The sequence below is a fragment of the Neolewinella marina genome (assembly GCF_002631205.1).
GTDB classification, from domain to species: domain Bacteria; phylum Bacteroidota; class Bacteroidia; order Chitinophagales; family Saprospiraceae; genus Neolewinella; species Neolewinella marina.
On sequence record NZ_PDLO01000002.1, the window covers coordinates 43884 to 61614 of the forward strand.

Annotated in this window: 16 protein-coding genes; 11 read left to right on the forward strand and 5 right to left on the reverse strand. The window is 63.0% G+C overall.

Translation table 11 applies throughout. The features are described 5' to 3' along the window. The first annotated feature begins 131 nt into the window (after window positions 1-131). The gene (locus tag CGL56_RS05740) at window positions 132-923 is read left to right on the forward strand and encodes an alpha/beta fold hydrolase (protein ID WP_099105580.1); all 792 of its coding nucleotides are present in this window, start codon (window positions 132-134) and stop codon (window positions 921-923) included. Window positions 924-933: 10 nt separating this feature from the next. Next, window positions 934-2832, forward strand: coding sequence for an ATP-binding protein (locus CGL56_RS05745; RefSeq protein WP_167641622.1), 1899 nt, complete (start codon window positions 934-936; stop codon window positions 2830-2832). A gap of 7 nt (window positions 2833-2839) precedes the next feature. On the opposite strand, the gene hscA is transcribed toward CGL56_RS05745, so the two are convergent. Further along, window positions 2840-4723 (reverse strand): Fe-S protein assembly chaperone HscA, encoded by a 1884-nt coding sequence (gene hscA, locus CGL56_RS05750; protein WP_099105582.1) that lies wholly within the window; start codon window positions 4721-4723, stop codon window positions 2840-2842. Window positions 4724-4919: 196 nt separating this feature from the next. Between hscA and CGL56_RS05755 the strand changes: the two genes are divergently transcribed. Both CGL56_RS05755 and CGL56_RS05760 read left to right on the forward strand, forming a co-directional pair. Beyond that, window positions 4920-5531, forward strand: coding sequence for an L-threonylcarbamoyladenylate synthase (locus CGL56_RS05755; protein ID WP_099105583.1), 612 nt, complete (start codon window positions 4920-4922; stop codon window positions 5529-5531). 7 nt (window positions 5532-5538) lie between these two features. Beyond that, on the forward strand, window positions 5539-7896 hold the full coding sequence (locus CGL56_RS05760) for a TonB-dependent receptor (protein WP_209280336.1): 2358 nt from the start codon (window positions 5539-5541) through the stop codon (window positions 7894-7896). A gap of 3 nt (window positions 7897-7899) precedes the next feature. On the opposite strand, the gene CGL56_RS05765 is transcribed toward CGL56_RS05760, so the two are convergent. After that, window positions 7900-8121, reverse strand: a complete 222-nt coding sequence (locus CGL56_RS05765) for a hypothetical protein (protein WP_099105584.1) — start codon at window positions 8119-8121, stop codon at window positions 7900-7902. 83 nt (window positions 8122-8204) lie between these two features. On the opposite strand from CGL56_RS05765, the gene CGL56_RS05770 reads away from it, so the two are divergent. Further along, window positions 8205-9053 (forward strand): hydroxymethylglutaryl-CoA lyase, encoded by an 849-nt coding sequence (locus CGL56_RS05770; protein WP_099105585.1) that lies wholly within the window; start codon window positions 8205-8207, stop codon window positions 9051-9053. 61 nt (window positions 9054-9114) lie between these two features. Beyond that, a complete protein-coding gene (locus CGL56_RS05775) occupies window positions 9115-9726 on the forward strand; it encodes a DUF4294 domain-containing protein (protein ID WP_099105586.1) in 612 nt (203 codons plus the stop codon). A gap of 519 nt (window positions 9727-10245) precedes the next feature. On the opposite strand, the gene CGL56_RS05780 is transcribed toward CGL56_RS05775, so the two are convergent. Both CGL56_RS05780 and CGL56_RS18045 read right to left on the reverse strand, forming a co-directional pair. Continuing rightward, entirely contained in the window at window positions 10246-10812 is a 567-nt protein-coding gene (locus tag CGL56_RS05780) for an FKBP-type peptidyl-prolyl cis-trans isomerase (RefSeq protein WP_099105587.1), read from the reverse strand. 9 nt (window positions 10813-10821) lie between these two features. After that, window positions 10822-11499: a hypothetical protein gene (locus CGL56_RS18045; protein ID WP_143470632.1), complete on the reverse strand. Its 678-nt coding sequence runs from the start codon at window positions 11497-11499 to the stop codon at window positions 10822-10824. Window positions 11500-11542: 43 nt separating this feature from the next. On the opposite strand from CGL56_RS18045, the gene CGL56_RS05790 reads away from it, so the two are divergent. From CGL56_RS05790 to CGL56_RS05810, 5 genes are all read left to right on the forward strand, one after another. Next, entirely contained in the window at window positions 11543-12202 is a 660-nt protein-coding gene (locus CGL56_RS05790) for a toxin-antitoxin system YwqK family antitoxin (protein WP_099105589.1), read from the forward strand. 35 nt (window positions 12203-12237) lie between these two features. Next, window positions 12238-13284, forward strand: a complete 1047-nt coding sequence (gene porQ / locus CGL56_RS05795; protein WP_099105590.1) for a type IX secretion system protein PorQ — start codon at window positions 12238-12240, stop codon at window positions 13282-13284. 63 nt (window positions 13285-13347) lie between these two features. Then, the gene (locus CGL56_RS05800; protein ID WP_099105591.1) at window positions 13348-14346 is read left to right on the forward strand and encodes a sugar phosphate nucleotidyltransferase; all 999 of its coding nucleotides are present in this window, start codon (window positions 13348-13350) and stop codon (window positions 14344-14346) included. Window positions 14347-14365: 19 nt separating this feature from the next. Beyond that, a complete protein-coding gene (locus CGL56_RS05805; RefSeq protein WP_099105592.1) occupies window positions 14366-15631 on the forward strand; it encodes a hemolysin family protein in 1266 nt (421 codons plus the stop codon). A 56-nt stretch (window positions 15632-15687) separates the two neighbouring features. Beyond that, window positions 15688-16836 (forward strand): mechanosensitive ion channel family protein, encoded by a 1149-nt coding sequence (locus CGL56_RS05810; protein WP_099105593.1) that lies wholly within the window; start codon window positions 15688-15690, stop codon window positions 16834-16836. 2 nt (window positions 16837-16838) lie between these two features. Here CGL56_RS05810 and CGL56_RS05815 read toward each other — a convergent pair whose 3' ends face one another. After that, window positions 16839-17639, reverse strand: a complete 801-nt coding sequence (locus CGL56_RS05815) for an alpha/beta hydrolase (RefSeq protein WP_099105594.1) — start codon at window positions 17637-17639, stop codon at window positions 16839-16841. Window positions 17640-17731: the final 92 nt, after the last annotated feature.

Sequence of the window (17731 nt, forward strand, 5' to 3'; positions counted from 1 at the left end):
GACAAAGTCCATTGGGGATTGTTTATTGTGGGTGCCGAACGGCGGGTCGCTTTATCCGGCCTTTGTTTTCTTTGCGGCCGCCCCGGCAAAGGGGTTGACCCAAGCTACGTTACACTTCCAAGCCTCACCATATGTCTTCCGTAATTGTCGACCACAACATCAACGAAAGTGGCGTCCCCGACGGGCAGCCCATCGTATTTGCCCACGGCTTCGGTTGCGACCAGCAGATGTGGCGGCACGTGGCCCCCCACTTTGAGGACCGCTACCGGGTTGTCCTCTTCGATTACGTGGGCGCGGGCGACGCCCAAAAACCCTTCGATCCGGATCGCTACGCTGCCCTGGACGGCTACGCCGACGACCTGGTCAGCATCTGCGAGGGGTTGGAGCTCAACAACATCATCCTGGTCAGCCACTCGGTAAGTTGCATGATCGGGGTACTGGCGGGTCACAAGTTGCCCGGCCGCTTCAGCAAGCACGTTATGATCGGCCCCTCCCCTCACTATATGAACGACGGGAATTACCGCGGTGGCTTCGATCGCGACGATATTGAGGAGCTGCTGGAGAGCCTCGACAGCAATTACCGCGGCTGGTCGAGCGCCATGGCCCCGGTGATCATGGGCCCGGAAAACGGGGAGGAATTGTCCGAGGAATTGCGGGAATCGTTCTGCCGGATGCACCCCGACGTGGCCGGCGTTTTCGCCAAGGCTACCTTCCTGAGCGACAACCGCGAGGACCTGCCCGGGTACCGCGTCCCTACCCTCGTGCTTCAGGGCCGCAACGACCGCATCGCCGGGGTGGAGGTCGGGCAGTACACAGTCGAACAAATACCCGACTCTCAGATTCTGTATTTAAACGCTACAGGCCACTGCCCCCACCTGAGCGCCCCGGATGAAATCGTCGATTCCATCGAATCGTTCCTCTAATTTGCTCACCATGCACTTCCTCAACCCGTCGCTAAGTGCGGAGACATCGCGAACGATTGAGGACCACGCCCGCCAATTCGTCGATAACGCCCCCTGCGGCTACGTAATCACCGATCCCGACGGCCAGATGCTGGTGGTGAACGACACCCTGCTGGAATGGCTGGGCTACGAAGAGGAAGAATTTCGCGGCGCCCGACGCACCTTTCAGGACATCCTGAACCGCGGAGGGGCGATTTACTTTGACACCCACCTGGCCCCCCTACTCGGCATCCAGGGCAGCGTCCGTGAGATTAACCTGACGCTGGTGCGCCAGGATGGTGGCAAGCTCCCCGTACTGCTGTCGGCCACCCAGCACCTCGCCCCGGACGGCCGCACGCGCTTCAACAGCATCATCGTTACCAACTTCACCGACCGAAAGAAGTACGAACGGGAACTGCTGGAAGCCCGCAAGCGGGCCGAAAATTCAGACCGGGCCAAAACCACCTTCCTGTCCACCATCAGCCACGAGGTACTCACGCCCCTCAACGCCATCATCGGCACGGCCGATCTGTTGGGGGTTACCGAGCTGGACGCCAACCAGCGACGGCTGCAGTCGATCCTGGCCCAGTCCGGCAACCACCTCCTTTCCCTGTTCAAGAATATCCTCGTGGTGGCCAAATCCGGCCTCGGAGAACTGAAGGTTTCCCACAAGCCCTTCTCCCCCCGCCGGCTGGTGCACTCCATCGTCGACAGCTTTCGCTTCGGCGGGGCGGATGAGACCACCGCTTACCACATCGAGATCGATGACCGGGTACCCCGCGGACTGGTGGGCGACCCCACCCTCTTCAACCAGGTACTCACCAACCTGATCGGCAACGCGGCCAAGTTCGCCCGGGGCGGCAAGGTGCGCATCACCGTGGAGTCCCTGGGCGAAAACGACCACGGCCATCACATCCGCTTTTCGGTCGCCGACGACGGCATCGGCATCCAGCCCGAACACCTCGAAAAGTTATTTGAACCCTTCAGTCAGGCCACTCAGCACATCCACCAGAAGTACGGGGGATCCGGACTCGGGCTGTCGATCTGCCAGCGGATCCTTGAGTATTTCGACAGTGAGATCCAGGTGGAGAGTACCCCCAACGAGGGCTCCCGCTTCTGGTTTGAGGTGGTACTGCCCGAGGGGGAGATTCCGGCCGACACTACTCAAGGTATCGGCGAGCTGCCCATCATCGGCACTGGCCGGGTGCTCATCGTGGAGGACAACCGTACGAATTCCTTCTTGGTGGCCCGCTACTTCCGAAGGTGGAAGGTCGGCTTCGACCTGGCGGCCAATGGAAAGGAAGCCCTCCATTGCCTCCAGCAGAAGGACTACGACCTCATCCTGATGGACCTCAAGATGCCGGTGATGGACGGCTATACGGCTTCCAAAAAGATCCGTCAACTCCCGCCGCCCAAGTCACTGACCCCCATCATCGCCTTTTCAGCCAGTGCGCGCATGGTCATAACCGAGCAGATGCGCGACGCCAACATCGACGACTTCACCCTCAAGCCCTTTGACCCCCGGCAGCTACACGCCATCGTGCGGCGCTACCTCATTCCCTCCACCATGAACTTCCGCGAACTGCGCAGTACCCTGGACAATGACCCCGAAGAGCTCCAGGCCTTTTCCGGCATCCTGCAGAAAGAGCTTACCCAGGCCGCTACGGACCTGGACCAGGCATTCGCCCAGGACGACGTGGAACAGATCGGCGACCTGAAGCACAAGCTCAAGACCACCCTCCAGCTGCTGGAGGCCAACGAGGTCAAGCAGAACCTGCAGGAGATCGTTGACGACCTGCGGGCGGGCCGGTCCGCCGACCGCACCATGAAGATCGAAGTGCAGAACCGCCTCCAGCAACTGACGCGGCAGCTGGGGCGGCAGCAGTGGTAACCCTATTCTAGTTTAAATCCTGCCCTTTCATGGCCGCGGCTACGTTGCGGTCCAGCGCCTCGTGCGCCAGCGGTGCGGTATAGGTGTTCAGCTCCTCCAGGCGGCGGTTGATCTCGTCCTTGTCGGAACCCTCCACGCTTTCCGCCAGGGCATCGACGTGGCGCTGGATCTCCTCCACCTGCTCAGGGGTGAGCCAGCTATCGTTCTGCCGGGTGAATTTCCTGGCGCTCAACAGCACGTTGTTGGCTTCCGTACGGGCCTCGGCCAGGGCGCGGGCGGCCATGTCGGCCTCGGCGTTTTGCAGGCTGTCCATGAGCATCAGGGCCATCTCTTCTTCGCTGATGCCGTACTGCGACTTGATGGTTACGCTCTGCTCGGTGCCGCTGCGGTTCTCGGTGGCCTTTACCCGGAGGATGCCGTCGGCGTCGAGGTAGAAGTGGATCTCGATCTGGGGGATGCCGGCCGGCATCGGGGGAATATTTTCGAGGATGAATTCTCCCAGTTTACGGTTGTCGGCGACCATGTCGCGTTCGCCCTGGTAGACGGCCACTTTCAGTTTCACCTGTCCGTCGACGCTGGTGGTGTACTTGCGGCCCACCTTGGTCGGCACCTTGGAGTTCCGGGGGATGATGGGGTCCATGAGCCCGCCCACCGTCTCGATGCCCAGGCTCAGGGGGGTTATGTCGAGCAGCAGCACGTCCTTCTGGTTGCCGGCCAGCACGTCGGCCTGGATGGCGGCGCCCAGGGCCACGACCTGGTCGGGATCCAGGCTGTCGTTCACCTCTTTCCCAAAGAATTCGCTGACCCGGCGCTTCACGAGCGGCACGCGGGTACTACCGCCCACCATGATGACGTGGTCGATGGCCGACCGTTCCAGTCCGGCGTCGTTCAGGGCGCGTTCGCAGGAGCCCAGGGTCCGCTCGACCAGCGGGGCCAGGCGGCTCTCCAGTTCGGTGCGGGTAAGGCTGAGCACCTTGCCGGCAAATTCCGCCGTGAAGTGCTCCTCCGTGGAGAGGGCCTTCTTGGCGCGTTCGGCCAGCAGGCGGATGCCGCCCCGCGCTTCCGGACTGTTCAGGTCCAGGTCATAGCCTTCCCGCCAGTGATCGACGATGGCCTGGTCGAAATCGTCGCCCCCGAGGAAGGTGTCGCCGTTGGTGGCCAGTACCTCGAAGATGCCCTGCTCGATGCGCAGCAGGGAGACGTCGAAGGTGCCACCTCCGAGGTCGTATACGGCGATGGTGCGCCCTTCGTCCTCGTCGGTGAGGCCGATGCCGTAGGCCAGGCTGCTCGCCGTGGGTTCATTTACGATACGGAGTACGTCCAGTCCGGCGAGCTTGCCGGCGTCGCGGGTGGCCTGCCGCTGGGCGTCGTTGAAGTAGGCGGGAACGGTGATCACCGCCCGGCTGACGGTGGTACCAAGTTCGGATTCGATGCGGGCTTTGAGGGTTTTGAGGATCTCGGCCGACAGCTCGATGGGGCTGTAGTAGCGGTCGCGGCCATCGGGGCCGGCCACGGCGATCTTGACCAGCCGGTCCTCGTCCTCATCGATGATCCGGTAGCCGAAGCGGTCCTTCACGGCGGTGAGGTCGCCGTAGCTCTTGCCCAGCAGCCGCTTCACGGAGTAGATCGTGCGTTCCGGATCGGACTCCAAGAGGGACTTTGCCTCCTCCCCCACTACGGTACCTCCTTCCCGGGGGAAGTGGACGATGCTGGGGACGAGTACGCTCTTGCCGTCGGGGCCGGAAACGGCCACGGCGTGGCCGTCCCTGACGTGGGCCACCAGGCTGTTGGTGGTTCCCAGGTCGATGCCGACGATTGTCTCTCCTACGGATGAAACCGCTTCGTCTTCCTTAACTTTTCCTGCCTGCAGGTCGATGCTATACTTTGCCATAGTGGGAATACGCGCGGAAGCGGCAGCTGGTTGGGTGGGCGGCGGGAGACTTCCGGGAATTGAAAAGGTGTTTCCACGCAATTCCGCTGCCTTCCCGGGGCTTGCCGCGAACATAAACGGCCGTCCGTCACTTGATGGAGCAAAAGACCGGGGGCACGATCGGCCTTCGTATGTATATTGCCACAAAACCCACGCTATGCTAGTAAGTATCAACCCTGACAATCCCCAGCCACGCCTCATCAAGCAGATGGTCGACATCCTCGAGGCGGGCGGCGTGATCATCTACCCCACGGATACCGTGTATGGCATCGGCTGCGACATCACCAACAAGAATGCGGTAGAGCGGGTGGCCCAGATCCGCGGGATCGACCCCAACAAGGCCATGTTCAGCTTCATCTGCCAGGACATCAGCCAGGTCACCGAGTACTCGGCCACCATCAACAACGACATCTTCCGGGTGATGAAGCACAACCTGCCCGGTCCCTTCACCTTTATCCTAAAATCAAACAACCGCACCCCCAAGGTGCTCAAGAACCGCAAAGAGACGATCGGCGTACGCATCATCGACAACAACATCGTCGACGCCCTGGTCCGCGGACTGGGCCGCCCCATCCTCACGGCCAGTGTCAAGCACAGCGATTCGGTCAAGGAATACTACACCGACCCCCACGAGATCAACGAAGCCTTCGGCAAGCGGGTCGACGCCGTGATCGACGGCGGCATCGGTGGCAACGAAGCCAGCACCATCATCGACTGTACCGGGGAGGAAGCCCTGCTGCAACGCGAAGGAGTCGGGGTACTCAAGTAACCCGCCCTTGCCCAGGTTTATCTTTTCCCCGCGAGGGGCATCGCGGCGGCGGTTCCGGCTGCTGTTGCTGTTGCTTTGCCTCACGGCGGCGGCCGGCACCTGCGTACGCGCCCAGAACGGAATCATCCGCGGCAAGCTGTTCGACGCCGCCGACGGTGCCCCCGTACCCTTCGCAACCGTACAGCTCTCCCGCTCCGGAAGCAACGAACCCCGGGGCACGAACACCGATGCCGAAGGATTTTTCTCCTTCAGCCAGCTCACCCCCGGTGAGTACCGCCTCCTGGCCACCTTCGTGGGCTACGACTCCACGGTCACACTGGTTACCCTGTCCGCCACGAACGAGATCGAATACCTCCGGTTGCTGCTCGACCCCGCCGCCGTCAGCCTGACCGCCGTGCAGGTTTCCGCCCGGCGGCAGCGGCAGCGGGATGACGTAGCCGTGTCCCGACTGACGGTCATGGCCGAGGACATCCTCAACGTTCCCGCCGTGGGCGGCACGCCCGACCTGGCCCAGTACCTGAGCGTGCTGCCGGGGGTGGTCAGCAGTGGCGACCAGGGTGGTCAACTCTACATCCGCGGGGGCAGTCCGGTGCAGAACAAGATCCTGCTGGACGGCATGACCCTTTACAATCCCTTCCACAGCATCGGACTGTTCTCGGTCTTCGAGACGGAGGCCATTGGGGTAGCGGAGGTGCATACCGCCGGCTTCAACGCCGAGTACGGAGGGCGCATTTCGGCCATTGTCGACCTGAGCACCCGGGCCGGCAACAAGCGGCGCCTGGCCGGACTGGCAGCGGTGAGCCCCTTCCAGGCGCGGGCACTGGTGGAAGGCCCACTGCGCCCCCTCGGAGAATCCGGTGGCAGCGTCTCCTTTCTGCTTACTGGTAAGCAGAGCCTCCTGCCCTACACCGGCGAGCGCCTCTACGGCTACGCCGCCCCCGACAACTTCTTCACCGCCGGGTCGGACAGTACGGCCACCGGCGCGGCCCTGCCCTACGACTACCGCGACCTGTACGGAAAGCTGACCGTCTCCGGAGGCAACGGTTCCCAGCTGGACCTCTTCGGCTTCCGGTTTACGGACGATTTCTCCCTCGGCGAACAAACCGGCCTGAACTGGAGCAACGCCGGGGGCGGGGGGCGCTTCACGCTGGTGCCTCCCACCAGCGACATCGTCATCGACGGGGTGCTGGCCGCCTCCGCCTACAATATCGCCCTGAGGGAGGGGGACCGGGGGCCGCGCAGCAGTGGCATCGCCCACTACACCGCCCGCCTGGATTTCACCTGGTTCGGCGGGGCGGACCAACTGGCCTACGGCTTTGAATTCAACGGGATCAACACCGACTTCACCTTCCTGAACGACGGCGGGGTCACCTTCCGGCAGGAGGACTTCACCTCGGAGCTCAACGGCTACGCCCGCTACAAGCGGCGGCTCGGAGACCTGATCGTGGAACCAGGACTGCGGGTGCAGTACTACGCCTCCCTGAACACCGTGTCGGTGGAGCCGCGGCTGGGGATGAAGTACGCCCTGAACGACGGGCTGCGGCTGAAGGCCGCCGGCGGTTGGTACAGCCAGAACCTCATCGCCACCCAGAACGACCTGGACATCGTCAATTTCTTCCAGGGCTACCTCGTAGGACCGGAAAGCAGCATCGCGGGGGCCTCCGACAACCTCCAGCGGGCGGTGCACGCCGTGGGCGGCCTCGAATGGGAAGCCTCCTCCGCCCTGACCCTCAACCTGGAGGGCTACTACAAGGGCTTCACGCGGTTGCTGGAACTCAATCGGGGAAAACTGCGGGCGACGGACCCGGACTTCGTGGCCCTCAGCGGCACGGCCACCGGCGCCGACGTGGCCCTGGAATACCGCTCCGGCGGGCTCCGGCTGGCCGGCAACTACGGACTGGCCTGGGTGAACCGCACCGAGGACGGCGTGGATTACCCCACCAGCTACGACCGGCGGCACACCGTCAACCTCTACGGCAGCCACGAATTCGGACCGCAGCAACGCTGGAATGCGGGCTTCCGCTTCACCTTCGGGTCCGCTTTCCCCTTCACCCAGACTTTGGGCATTATCCAGGATTCCGGACTGGACAGGAATCCCGTGCTGGCGGATTTTCTGACGGGCAACGGCTCCCCCACGGTGCTGCTCAGTGCGGACCGGAACGGAGGGCGGCTGAGTGACCTCCACCGCCTCGACCTGAGCCTGACGCGCACCTTGCCCCTCGGCGGAAACGCCAACCTCGAGATCACCGGGACGGTAACCAATGCCTACAACCGGGAAAACACCTTCTACGTGGATCGCCTGAGGGGCGGGCGGGTCAACCAGCTGCCGCTGCTGCCGGCGCTAGCGGCCACGCTACGGTGGTAAAGCTTAAATTTCCTCCTGCTCCCAGTCCGTCTGCGCCAGATAAATCAGAATGATCCCCCCAATTATCATCAGCAAGCGGACGAAAATGGAGATGCCCACGCCGAGCTCGTACAGCCAGGTCAGGAAAAAAATGTCGACGCCCACGAAATTCAGCAGCAGGGATACCAGCCCCAGGAACAGGAGCACGAAGCCGATGACGGTGAGGGTGGTGGAATGCTTGAACATGGGGGCGCGTTTAGAAGGAAACTACCCGGGGGCCGGGGGTGTTGTCGCAGCAATGGTGATATTAGCCGCAAAATTATCCATCTTTGACTAACGTCAAGCTCATCGAATGTCCGCGCGACGCCATGCAGGGTCGCCACGAATTCATCCCTACCGAGGTGAAGGTCGCTTATTTGCAGGGGCTGCTCGCCTGCGGATTCGATACGCTCGACTTCGGCAGTTTCGTCTCTCCTAAGGCCATCCCCCAGATGCGGGACACCGCCGAGGTGGTGGCCGGCCTCGACCTGAGCCAGACGCGGACGAAGTTGCTCGCCATCGTGGCCAACCGCCGCGGCGCCGTGGCGGCCCTCTCCCACCCCGAGATCGACTACCTGGGCTACCCCTTCAGCGTGAGCGAGACCTTTCAGCTCAGGAATACCAACGCCAGCCTGGCCGACAGCCTCGAGCGGGTCAAGCAGATCCAGGAACTCACCGTGGCCGCCGGCCGCAAGATGGTCGTTTACCTGAGCATGGGATTCGGGAACCCTTACGGCGACCCCTGGAACGCCGAGGTGGTTGAGCAGTGGGTGGAGCGCCTGGCGGCCCTGGACATCACCATCTTCCAGCTCTCCGACACCATCGGAGTAAGCTCGCCAGCCAGCATCACCTACCTGTTTGCCAACCTCATTCCCCGCTACCCCGAGTTGGAGATCGGCGCCCACCTGCACACCACCCCCGACACCTGGCGGGAGAAGGTGGTGGCCGCCGCCGAGGCCGGTTGCCGCCGCTTCGACGGGGCCATTCGCGGTTTTGGCGGCTGCCCGATGGCCCGCGACGAGCTCACCGGCAATATGCCCACCGAGCGCCTCGTTGAATACTTTGGAAGTCAGGCTACCGGGGTGGACACCACGCAATTCGCACAGTCCCTGGAGGCCTCGCTGGACGTCTTCCGCTAGGCTTGGCGCGGAAGCGTTATCTTGGTACTGCCCAGCGTTTTATCCCCCGGAACTTTACCCCATGCGTCTAATCCTCACCAGTCTGCTCCTACTGTTCTCCGCACTCGCTCTGGCCCAGGAAGGGTACACCAAGGTGAACGGACAGTACTATCCCTATACCCTGGACGACTGCGGCGACACCATCATCATTGCCCAGCTGGACGACATCTCGGTGAGCTCCCCGGAGTTCTTTGACTCCGATGAGGAGTACAAGCTCTACCGCCGCTACCGCATCTACGCCCAGCGCGCCTACCCCTACGCCGTGGACGCCATCCGTATCTTCCGGGAAACGGAGTACATGACCCAGAACATGAGCAAGCGCGACCGCCGCCGCTACATCAAGCGCCTGCAGGACGAACTCGAACAGAAGTTTGAAGAGCCCCTGAAGAAGATGTCCAAAACCCAGGGCAAGGTCCTCATCGCCATGATAGAGAGGGAAACCGACGAGCCGATCTACGACCTCATCAAGGAGCTCCGCGGCGGACTCACCGCCCGCTACTGGGCTACCCTGGCCGGCTTCTACGGCCACAAGCTCAAACAGCAGTACACCATCGGCGACGACCGCATCCTGGACGCCGTGCTCGACGATTTTGACGTCAGCTATGAGTTGCCGGAGCGGCAGGTGCGTAGGTAGGGGGTTTGGGGGTGAGTTTTTGAGTGGGTGAATTATTGAATTGGTGGGCGTTTTTGCCTCGCTTTGCTGTGGTCAAGGTGCTAAGGGGCTAAGGAGTCAAGGGGACAAGGGCAGGACATTTAACCCTCGCTTCGCTCGGGCCGGGCCAAGGGAAACACGTGCTTTTGGTGGCGCACGCAACAGAGCGAAGCAAAGGGCGGTAGTGACCCAATTGCCCACTTAATCCCTTTAGTTATTGACCCTTTGCCTGACGTACCCGAGCGAAGCGAGGGGCAAATGAAACACAATTGACCCCTTAGCCCCGGAACCCCTTGGTGACCCGACCCGAGCGAAGCGAGGGACAAGTGAAACGCAATTGACCCCTTAGCCCCTTAACCCCTTGGTGACCCGACCCGAGCGAAGCGAGGGGCAAATGAAACGCTATTGCCCCCTTAGCCCCTTAACCCCTTGGTTACCCGACCCGAACAAAGCGAGGGACAACCCCCTGACGGCAAACTCACCAACTCACCAACCCAGAGACTACTCCTCCCAGATCTGAATATCCTCAATAAGAAATTCCAGGGGTTCGTGGGCGGGCACCAGGGTATCGCCGTTGGGGGCGGCCAGGCCGGCGGCGCCGTAGGCCAGGTCGCTCGGGGTGAGGATGCGCAGTCGGGCACCGGGACGGACGCGCTGCAGGGCCAGGTTCCAGGCGGGGATGAGGTCGCCGACGCGGAAGCGGAGGGGGGTGCCGCGGCGGTGGCTGTTGTCGAATTCCGTGCCGTCGAGGAAGTTACCGGTGTAGTGGACCGTCACTATGTCGCCACTATCCAGCGGATTGAAGGAGCCTTCTTCCAGGATTTCGTAGAAATAGCCTTCCGGGGCCGCGTAGACATCGTAATTGCGGTCGATGGCGCGGTTGATGATGGCGTTGCGCTGGCGGCCGGCGCGGTCGTCAGAGGGGCTGAGTTCGGTGATCAGCCGGGCTTCGATGGCGGAGCGCTCGGCCTCCGGGCGTGCCTCTTCGGTGGGGTTTTCGGCGGGGCCGCAGGAGCCAAGGCCAAGCATGAGGGCTACGGCCAGGGGGAAGGATAGATAAATTTTCATGGGACCAACTTAGCCATTGTAGAGTTCATCGGCGTAGGCCAGGATGCGCAGCAGGTCGGCGCGCCGCTGCGGGTCGAGGTTATGCTCCCGGATGAAGCGGCTGACGGGCCCCTTGAGGCCCAGGTCGGAGGGCAAGCGGCGCGGATTCAGGCGCAGGGTGGTGAGTTCGCCGTCGACAAAGGCGTAGTAGTGGGGGCTGGGGGTGAAGCGCCGCAGGCGCATGGTCTTACCCACGTCCTGCACCACCTTCACGTCGTTGGCAACGTCGTAGACCAGGGTGGCGGTTACGAAGTCGCCGGTGTAGACCAACTCGGCGTATTTGTTGGGGAACTTGGGGTTGATGCCGAAGGCGTAGATGTGCTCCTCCCCTTCGTCGCCGGTGGTGTGTACCCGCAGGAAGTGGCGGTTGGCCAGCTCCCGCAGCTTCCCCTCGTGGCGGTACTCAAACTGACTGGTGAACCCGTTGAAGTTCAGGGAGTCCACGGCGTAGCGCTTCAGGGCCGCGTCGTAGAGGACCCCGGGGCGGAAGGTGGCGTAGCGATAGGGATCGCCCCTCACCTCCCGGTAGCGGTCGGGATCTACCGCCCGGCTGGAGGATTCCAGATACTGGGCCGCGGTCTGCTGGGCGGCCATTCCCAGGGGGAGGCAGAATACGAGAAGCAGGCGGCACAGCGTTGGGACGAACATGATCGGGGGGGAGTTGTATTCACGAAGTTAAACAACCTGTGCCATGCTGATTCGAGCCCTGACGGCCCTGCTCTTGCTCACCCTGCTTTGCACCTGCGGCCGCGCCCGCGAAACCCGGGAAGAAACCGACGCCCTGGGCTTCCGTACCGAATACGAAGTGTCGTCCGAAACCGGGGAACGGGAAGGCTTCGCCCGCCGCTACGATCCGGCCGGCAACCTCATCGCCGAAGAACTCTACGTGGACGGGCAACTGGACGGAACGCGCACTACCTATTACCCCGACGGGCACCCGGAGATCGTGGAGAATTACCGCGAGGGGCAGTTCGAAGGGGAGTACATGACCTACGATTCAGTGGGCAACCTGCGGCTGCACGGGCAGTACATCGGGGGGGTAATGGGCAAGGTGTGGACCCGCTACTGGCCGGACGGCACCGTCAGGGAGGTGGTCACCTTCGCCGATAACCGCGAGAACGGGCCCTTCCGGGAGTGGTACGAAAACGGACAACCCCGGGCGGCGGGGGCCTACGCCGACGGCAAGGAGCAGGGCATGCTCTGGCAGTTCGACGAAAGCGGACAGTTGACGACCATCCGGAACTGCGAGGCCGGTATCTGCACCGCGGTGTGGCGGGCCGCTGACGGCACCCCGCCCCCCTCCGAAGCGCCAAATATGACGCGGCCGGCCGACGCCGGGGCCACGAATTAGGGCGGCAAGGCATCCGGCTTGCGTACCTTGTGGCCATGCGAATCCCCGTGCTGTTCTGCCTCTTCCTGTCCGCCGCGGCACCGCTGTCGGCGCAGATCGGGGGCATCTCCGCCTACGAGTTCCTCAACCTGCCCAACTCCGCCAGCGTAGCGGCCCTGGGGGGGCACCACATCGCCGTGCAGGACGACGACCTGACCCTCGCCGCCCGCAACCCCGCCCTGCTGAACCCCGACCACCACGGGGCCCTCACCCTCAGCCACGCCTTCCTGCCGGCGGGCATCCACAACAGCTACCTCGCCTACGCCCGCCACCGCCCCGAATGGGGTACCACCCTGGCCGCCGGACTGCAGTACGTGGGCTACGGCAACGACCTGGTGCGCCGCGACCCCACCGGCCAGGACCTGGGCACCTTCGGCGCGGCCGACTATGCGCTGACGCTGGGTGCCGCCCGGCAGATCGAGGAGCGACTCACGGTTGGGGCTAATCTGAAGGTGATCGCCTCCCAGCTGGCGGGCTATGGCAGCCTGGGCGTGGGGCTGGACGCCGCCGTCCACTACCGCGACACCTCCGGCCGCTTTGGCATCACCCTGGTGGCCCGCAACTTCGGCCGTCAGCTCACTCGCTACGACGACGTTCGCGAGCCCATGCCCTTCGAGTTGCAAGCCGGACTGAGCCGGGAACTCAAGTACCTGCCCTTCCGGTTTTCGGTCATGTACCGCTACCTGGACCGCTGGAACGTACTCTACGACGACCCCGACGCCACCGACGATTTCCAGCTGCTCACCCCCGACGGCGCCGAGGCCGGCGGGCGGGGCCCAGGGGCGCTGTTCTTCGACAACCTGGCGCGCCACTTCGTGGTGAGCGGTGAGCTGCTCATTGGGCCCCGACGAAATTTCCGCCTGCGGGCGGGCTACAACCACGGACTGCGGCGGGAGCTGCGGCTGTCGGAATTCCGGTCGGCGGCCGGCTACAGCTTCGGCTTCGCCTGGTACACCCGGCGGTTCCAGCTGGCCTACGGGCGGGGCAGCTACCACCTCGGCGGGGGCGTCAACCAGCTCACCCTCGGCACCGCCCTGCGCTAGCGGTGGAACCTTTTGTTTGTCCTTCCGTATTAGAGTACTCTCCACCTATTGTACCTTCCCCCCATGAAAGCCATCATCCCCGTTGCCGGGGCGGGCATGCGTCTGCGACCCCTAACCTATACCCAGCCCAAGCCACTGATCCCCGTGGCCGGCAAACCCATTCTCAGCTTCATCGTTGACCAGCTGGTAGAGCTGGGGGTGACGGACTTCATCTTCATCATCGGTTACCTGGGCGAAAAGATCCGCGAATACATCGAGCGGGTGTACCCCCAGCTGGATACCGTCTTCGTCAACCAGGAAGAGCGGATGGGCTCGGCCCACGCCATATGGCTGGCGCGCGACCACTACGTGGACGCTGATGAGATCATCATCTTCTTCGGCGACGCCATCATCGACGCCGACCTGAGCGAATTCGTCGACTCCGAGGTGAGCTGCATCGGGGTAAAGACGGTGGAGGATCCCCGGCAGTTCGGCGTGATCGAGCAGGACCCTGAGGGAAACATCCGCGGGCTCATCGAGAAGCCCACCATCCCCCGTTCCAACCTGGCCATGGTGGGCTGCTACAAGATCCGCGAGGTACAGAAATTCATAGAGGCCTGCGCCCACAACCTCGAGCACAAGATCCGCAGCATCGGGGAGTACCCCCTGACCGACGCCCTGGCGCGGATGCTGGAGTGGGGCGTTGAGCTGCGCACCATCCGGGTGGACAACTGGTTCGACTGCGGGCGGCGGGAGGTGCTGCTGCAGACGAACGCCACCTTCCTGGACCGGCCGGGCTTCGCCACCGACGATCCCCCACCCTACGACAACAGCATCATCATTCACCCGGTACATATCGGCAAGGACTGCGTGATCAGTAATTCCATCGTGGGTCCCCACGTGACCGTCGGTGCCAACACCAAGCTGGAGAACGCCATCGTTTCGGACAGCATCATCGGAGACTACGCCCGCATCCACGACATCGTCCTGCGTAAGTCGGTGGTGGGCAACGACGCCAGCATCGGCGGCATGCGGCAGAGCCTCAACATCGGCGACAACACCGAAATCGACTTCGGCGGATAGATTTGCCTAAATTCACCCCATGAGCCTGGCAGTCGCCATTATCATTTGCCTGTTGATGTCCGCCCTGTTCAGCGGCGCCGAGATCGCCTACGTCTCGGCCAACAAGCTGCGGGTCGAACTGAAGAAGAAGCGGAACAACACCCGCAGCCGCATCCTCACGCGCTGGTTCGAGCAACCCGCCCAGTTCCTCAGCACCATGCTGGTAGGCAACAACATTGCCCTCGTGGCCTTCACCTCCCTGGTCACCGTGCCGCTCACCTTCGTACTGAACGGTTACCTGGGCATTGGGTCCGACATTGCGGTGCTGTTGCTCAATACCCTGGTCATCACCATCACGGTGCTGATCTTCGGCGAGTATGTGCCCAAGACCATTTTTCGGTTGTACTCCGACAACGCCCTCTACTTCTGGGCACTTCCCCTGCGGGCGTTCCAGGTCCTGCTCTACCTCCCCAGCCGGGTAATGACCACCACCAGCGACTGGGTGCTGCGGCTCTTCTTCAAGCGGCCAAGCGAGGAGCTCGATACGGTACTGACCCGCCTCGACCTGGAGAACTTCGTGAACCGCAGCCAGACCAGTGAAGAGCAGGAGGCGGCCATCGACACCAAGCTGTTCGGCAATGCCCTGAACCTGGCCGACGTGCGCATCCGCGACTGCATGGTGCCCCGCACCGAGATCGAAAGCATCGACGTGAACGCCACGGTGGAGGAGCTGGAACAGAAATTCATCGACACCCACCTGAGCCGCCTGCTGGTGATCGACGGCGACGCCGACAATGTCCTCGGCTACGTCCACCACCAGCAACTGCTGGAGTACCCCGAGAACATCCGGCAGTGCATCCTGGAGCTGACCTTCGTACCCGAAGTGGGCCGGGTGGCCGACCTCCTCGACCGGGCCGTCAAGGACCAGCTGAGCATCGCCTGCGTGGTGGACGAATTCGGCGGCATCGCCGGGGTGGTCACCATGGAAGACCTGCTGGAGGAGATCTTCGGCGAGATTGAAGACGAATACGACGAGGACGACTACGTGGAAGTCGACGAAGGCAACGGCTACTACCGCTTCAGTGGGCGGCTGGAGATCAGCTACCTCAACGACAAATACAACATCGGCCTGCCCGAAGGCGACTACCAGACGCTCTCCGGCTTCATCGTCACCACGGCCGAGCGGGTACCCGAACCGGACGAGCGCATCGAGCTCGAAGGCTTCCACTTCCAGATGCTGGAAGTGAGCAATACCCGCATCGAGGTGGTCCGCCTGCACCTGCTGCCCCCGGGAGATCCCGACTGAGCGAACCCGTCGGAGGCTGACCCGTTACCCGTTTTTGACTTAGCCCCCGAATCCGCATGGAATACATCACTGAATATATCAACACGACGCCCCTCTACGTCCAGATGGCCGTCTTCGTTGGCATAGCCTTGATCCTTTCGACCATCCTGACTTCCATCCTCTTTGCCGTCGTGGCCGGCTGGGCCAAGCGGTCCGACAGCTACACCCTCGACACCATTCGCAAGAGGTCCTGGAATGCTTTTTTCTGGGTGGTGACCTTTGCCCTCATCGTCGTATTCTGGAACGGATTGCAGGCCGTGGACCCCGATGCCGAGCCGGGTGATCCCTGGTATCTCCGCCCCCTGGTACTGGTGGCCCGGACCATCCTCTACATCGCCGGGGCGTTGCTGCTGATCCGCATCGTCAACATTGCCGCCGATACCGTACGCCACCGCTACAGCATCGACGAGCAGAACAACCTGCGGGAACGCAAGATCCTGACCCAGCTGCAGTACATCCAGCGCATCGTGGGCATTGTCATCTTCATCGTCACCTTTGCCTTGGTCCTGCTGCAGTTCGACGCCGTCCGCAGCGTAGGCACCGCCCTGCTCACCTCCGCCGGGGTGGGTGGTATCATCATCGGTTTCGCGGCCCAGAAGTCGATCGCCAACCTGCTGGCCGGCTTCCAGATCGCCTTTACCCAGCCCATCCGCATCGACGACGCCCTGATCGTGAACGGTGAGTTCGGCCGCGTGGAAGAGATCACCCTCACCTACGTCACCCTCAAGATCTGGGACCAGCGCCGCATGATCGTGCCCCTGAACGTGTTCATCGACGAAACCTTCCAGAACTGGACGCGCAGCACCACCCAGCTGATCGGCAGCGTGTTCATGTACGTCGACTACACCTTTCCGGTGGAGAAACTGCGGGAAGAGGCCCAGCGCTTCGTGGAAACCCAGGAGCTCTGGGACAAGCAGGTCTTCGGCGTGGCGGTCACCGACAACAACGCCGACGTGATGACCATCCGCATCATCGCCAGCGCGGCGGATTCCGGCCTGACCTTCAACCTGCGCTGCGCCATCCGCGAACACCTTATCGGCTGGATCCAGCAGCACTACCCCGACCACCTGCCGAAGACGCGACTGGAGATGAGCCCCTCCACTACCACGAACGAGCGGACCCCCGCGGCCAGCGAATTGCCCATACAGGAAGGCGACCGCTCCTGATCTCAGGGCAGCCGCCCCCGGATGAAGTCCAACGTAAGTACACTCGCCGGCCGCGCCATGCCGCCGTGGTCGAAGCCCTGCAGTTCGTAGAGCCAGGTATTGGGGTGGCCGCTGAGCTTCAGCATCCGCCAGAAGTAGGCGTTTTCCTCGTAGCGCCCGAAGAGCTCCCGCTCCCGGTCGCCCGTGATGATCAGCAGGGGTGGCGCGTCGGGCCGCAGGTGGCTGATGGGCGCGTAGCGGTCGACCACCACGTCGTTCCACTCCAGCCCCCGCTCCTGCCGGGGCGTGAAGTGGGTAATGGTGTGCCCGCTGAAGGGGATGAGGCCGGCCAGGCTGTCGGGGTGGCGGCCGTGGACGGCGAGGTAGGTGGTATCCAGCCCGATCATGCTGGTCAGGTAGCCGCCGGCGGAGTGGCCGCTGACGTAGATCCTGGCCGGGTCGCCGCCGTACTCCTCTATGTGTTCCATTACCCAGGCTACCGCGGCGGCGGCGTCGCGGATGTAGGTCGGATTCTTCACCCGGGGGTGCAGGCGGTAGTTGGCAGTGGCCACGGCAATGCCCTGGTCGAGCCAGGCTTCCGGGATGAATTTGGCACCCGCGCTGAGTCCGCCCCCGTGAAAAAAGACCACGGTAGCGAAGCCACTGCTGTCGGTCGGATGGTAAAAGTCCAGCACGCAGCGCTCCTGGATGTAGGCGTCGGTGCTGTCGGGCCGGTAGTTGAGGTCGGTCAGGGTTTCGTACGCCGATTGGGCGCTGCCGCAGGTGCAGAGGGCCAGCAGAAGGCCGAGAAAGGTGGTTCGCATGCCGGAAGTTACTGCCCCGCCGGAAAGTGGCGCCGGCCACAACCATACGTACCCCACCGGGTTACGTTCTCAGCAATCAACACCACGGAAAC

Bases quoted from the DNA above. Each gene is read 5' to 3' on its own strand.
- CGL56_RS05815 (WP_099105594.1), bottom strand. From the start codon at position 17,639: ATGCGAACCACCTTTCTCGGCCTTCTGCTGGCCCTCTGCACCTGCGGC.
- CGL56_RS05790 (WP_099105589.1), top strand. From the start codon at position 11,543: ATGCTGATTCGAGCCCTGACGGCCCTGCTCTTGCTCACCCTGCTTTGC.
- CGL56_RS05810 (WP_099105593.1), top strand. From the start codon at position 15,688: ATGGAATACATCACTGAATATATCAACACGACGCCCCTCTACGTCCAG.
- porQ (WP_099105590.1), top strand. From the start codon at position 12,238: ATGCGAATCCCCGTGCTGTTCTGCCTCTTCCTGTCCGCCGCGGCACCG.
- hscA (WP_099105582.1), bottom strand. From the start codon at position 4,723: ATGGCAAAGTATAGCATCGACCTGCAGGCAGGAAAAGTTAAGGAAGAC.
- CGL56_RS05780 (WP_099105587.1), bottom strand. From the start codon at position 10,812: ATGAAAATTTATCTATCCTTCCCCCTGGCCGTAGCCCTCATGCTTGGC.
- CGL56_RS05740 (WP_099105580.1), top strand. From the start codon at position 132: ATGTCTTCCGTAATTGTCGACCACAACATCAACGAAAGTGGCGTCCCC.
- CGL56_RS18045 (WP_143470632.1), bottom strand. From the start codon at position 11,499: ATGTTCGTCCCAACGCTGTGCCGCCTGCTTCTCGTATTCTGCCTCCCC.
- CGL56_RS05765 (WP_099105584.1), bottom strand. From the start codon at position 8,121: ATGTTCAAGCATTCCACCACCCTCACCGTCATCGGCTTCGTGCTCCTG.
- CGL56_RS05805 (WP_099105592.1), top strand. From the start codon at position 14,366: ATGAGCCTGGCAGTCGCCATTATCATTTGCCTGTTGATGTCCGCCCTG.
- CGL56_RS05775 (WP_099105586.1), top strand. From the start codon at position 9,115: ATGCGTCTAATCCTCACCAGTCTGCTCCTACTGTTCTCCGCACTCGCT.
- CGL56_RS05800 (WP_099105591.1), top strand. From the start codon at position 13,348: ATGAAAGCCATCATCCCCGTTGCCGGGGCGGGCATGCGTCTGCGACCC.
- CGL56_RS05755 (WP_099105583.1), top strand. From the start codon at position 4,920: ATGCTAGTAAGTATCAACCCTGACAATCCCCAGCCACGCCTCATCAAG.
- CGL56_RS05745 (WP_167641622.1), top strand. From the start codon at position 934: ATGCACTTCCTCAACCCGTCGCTAAGTGCGGAGACATCGCGAACGATT.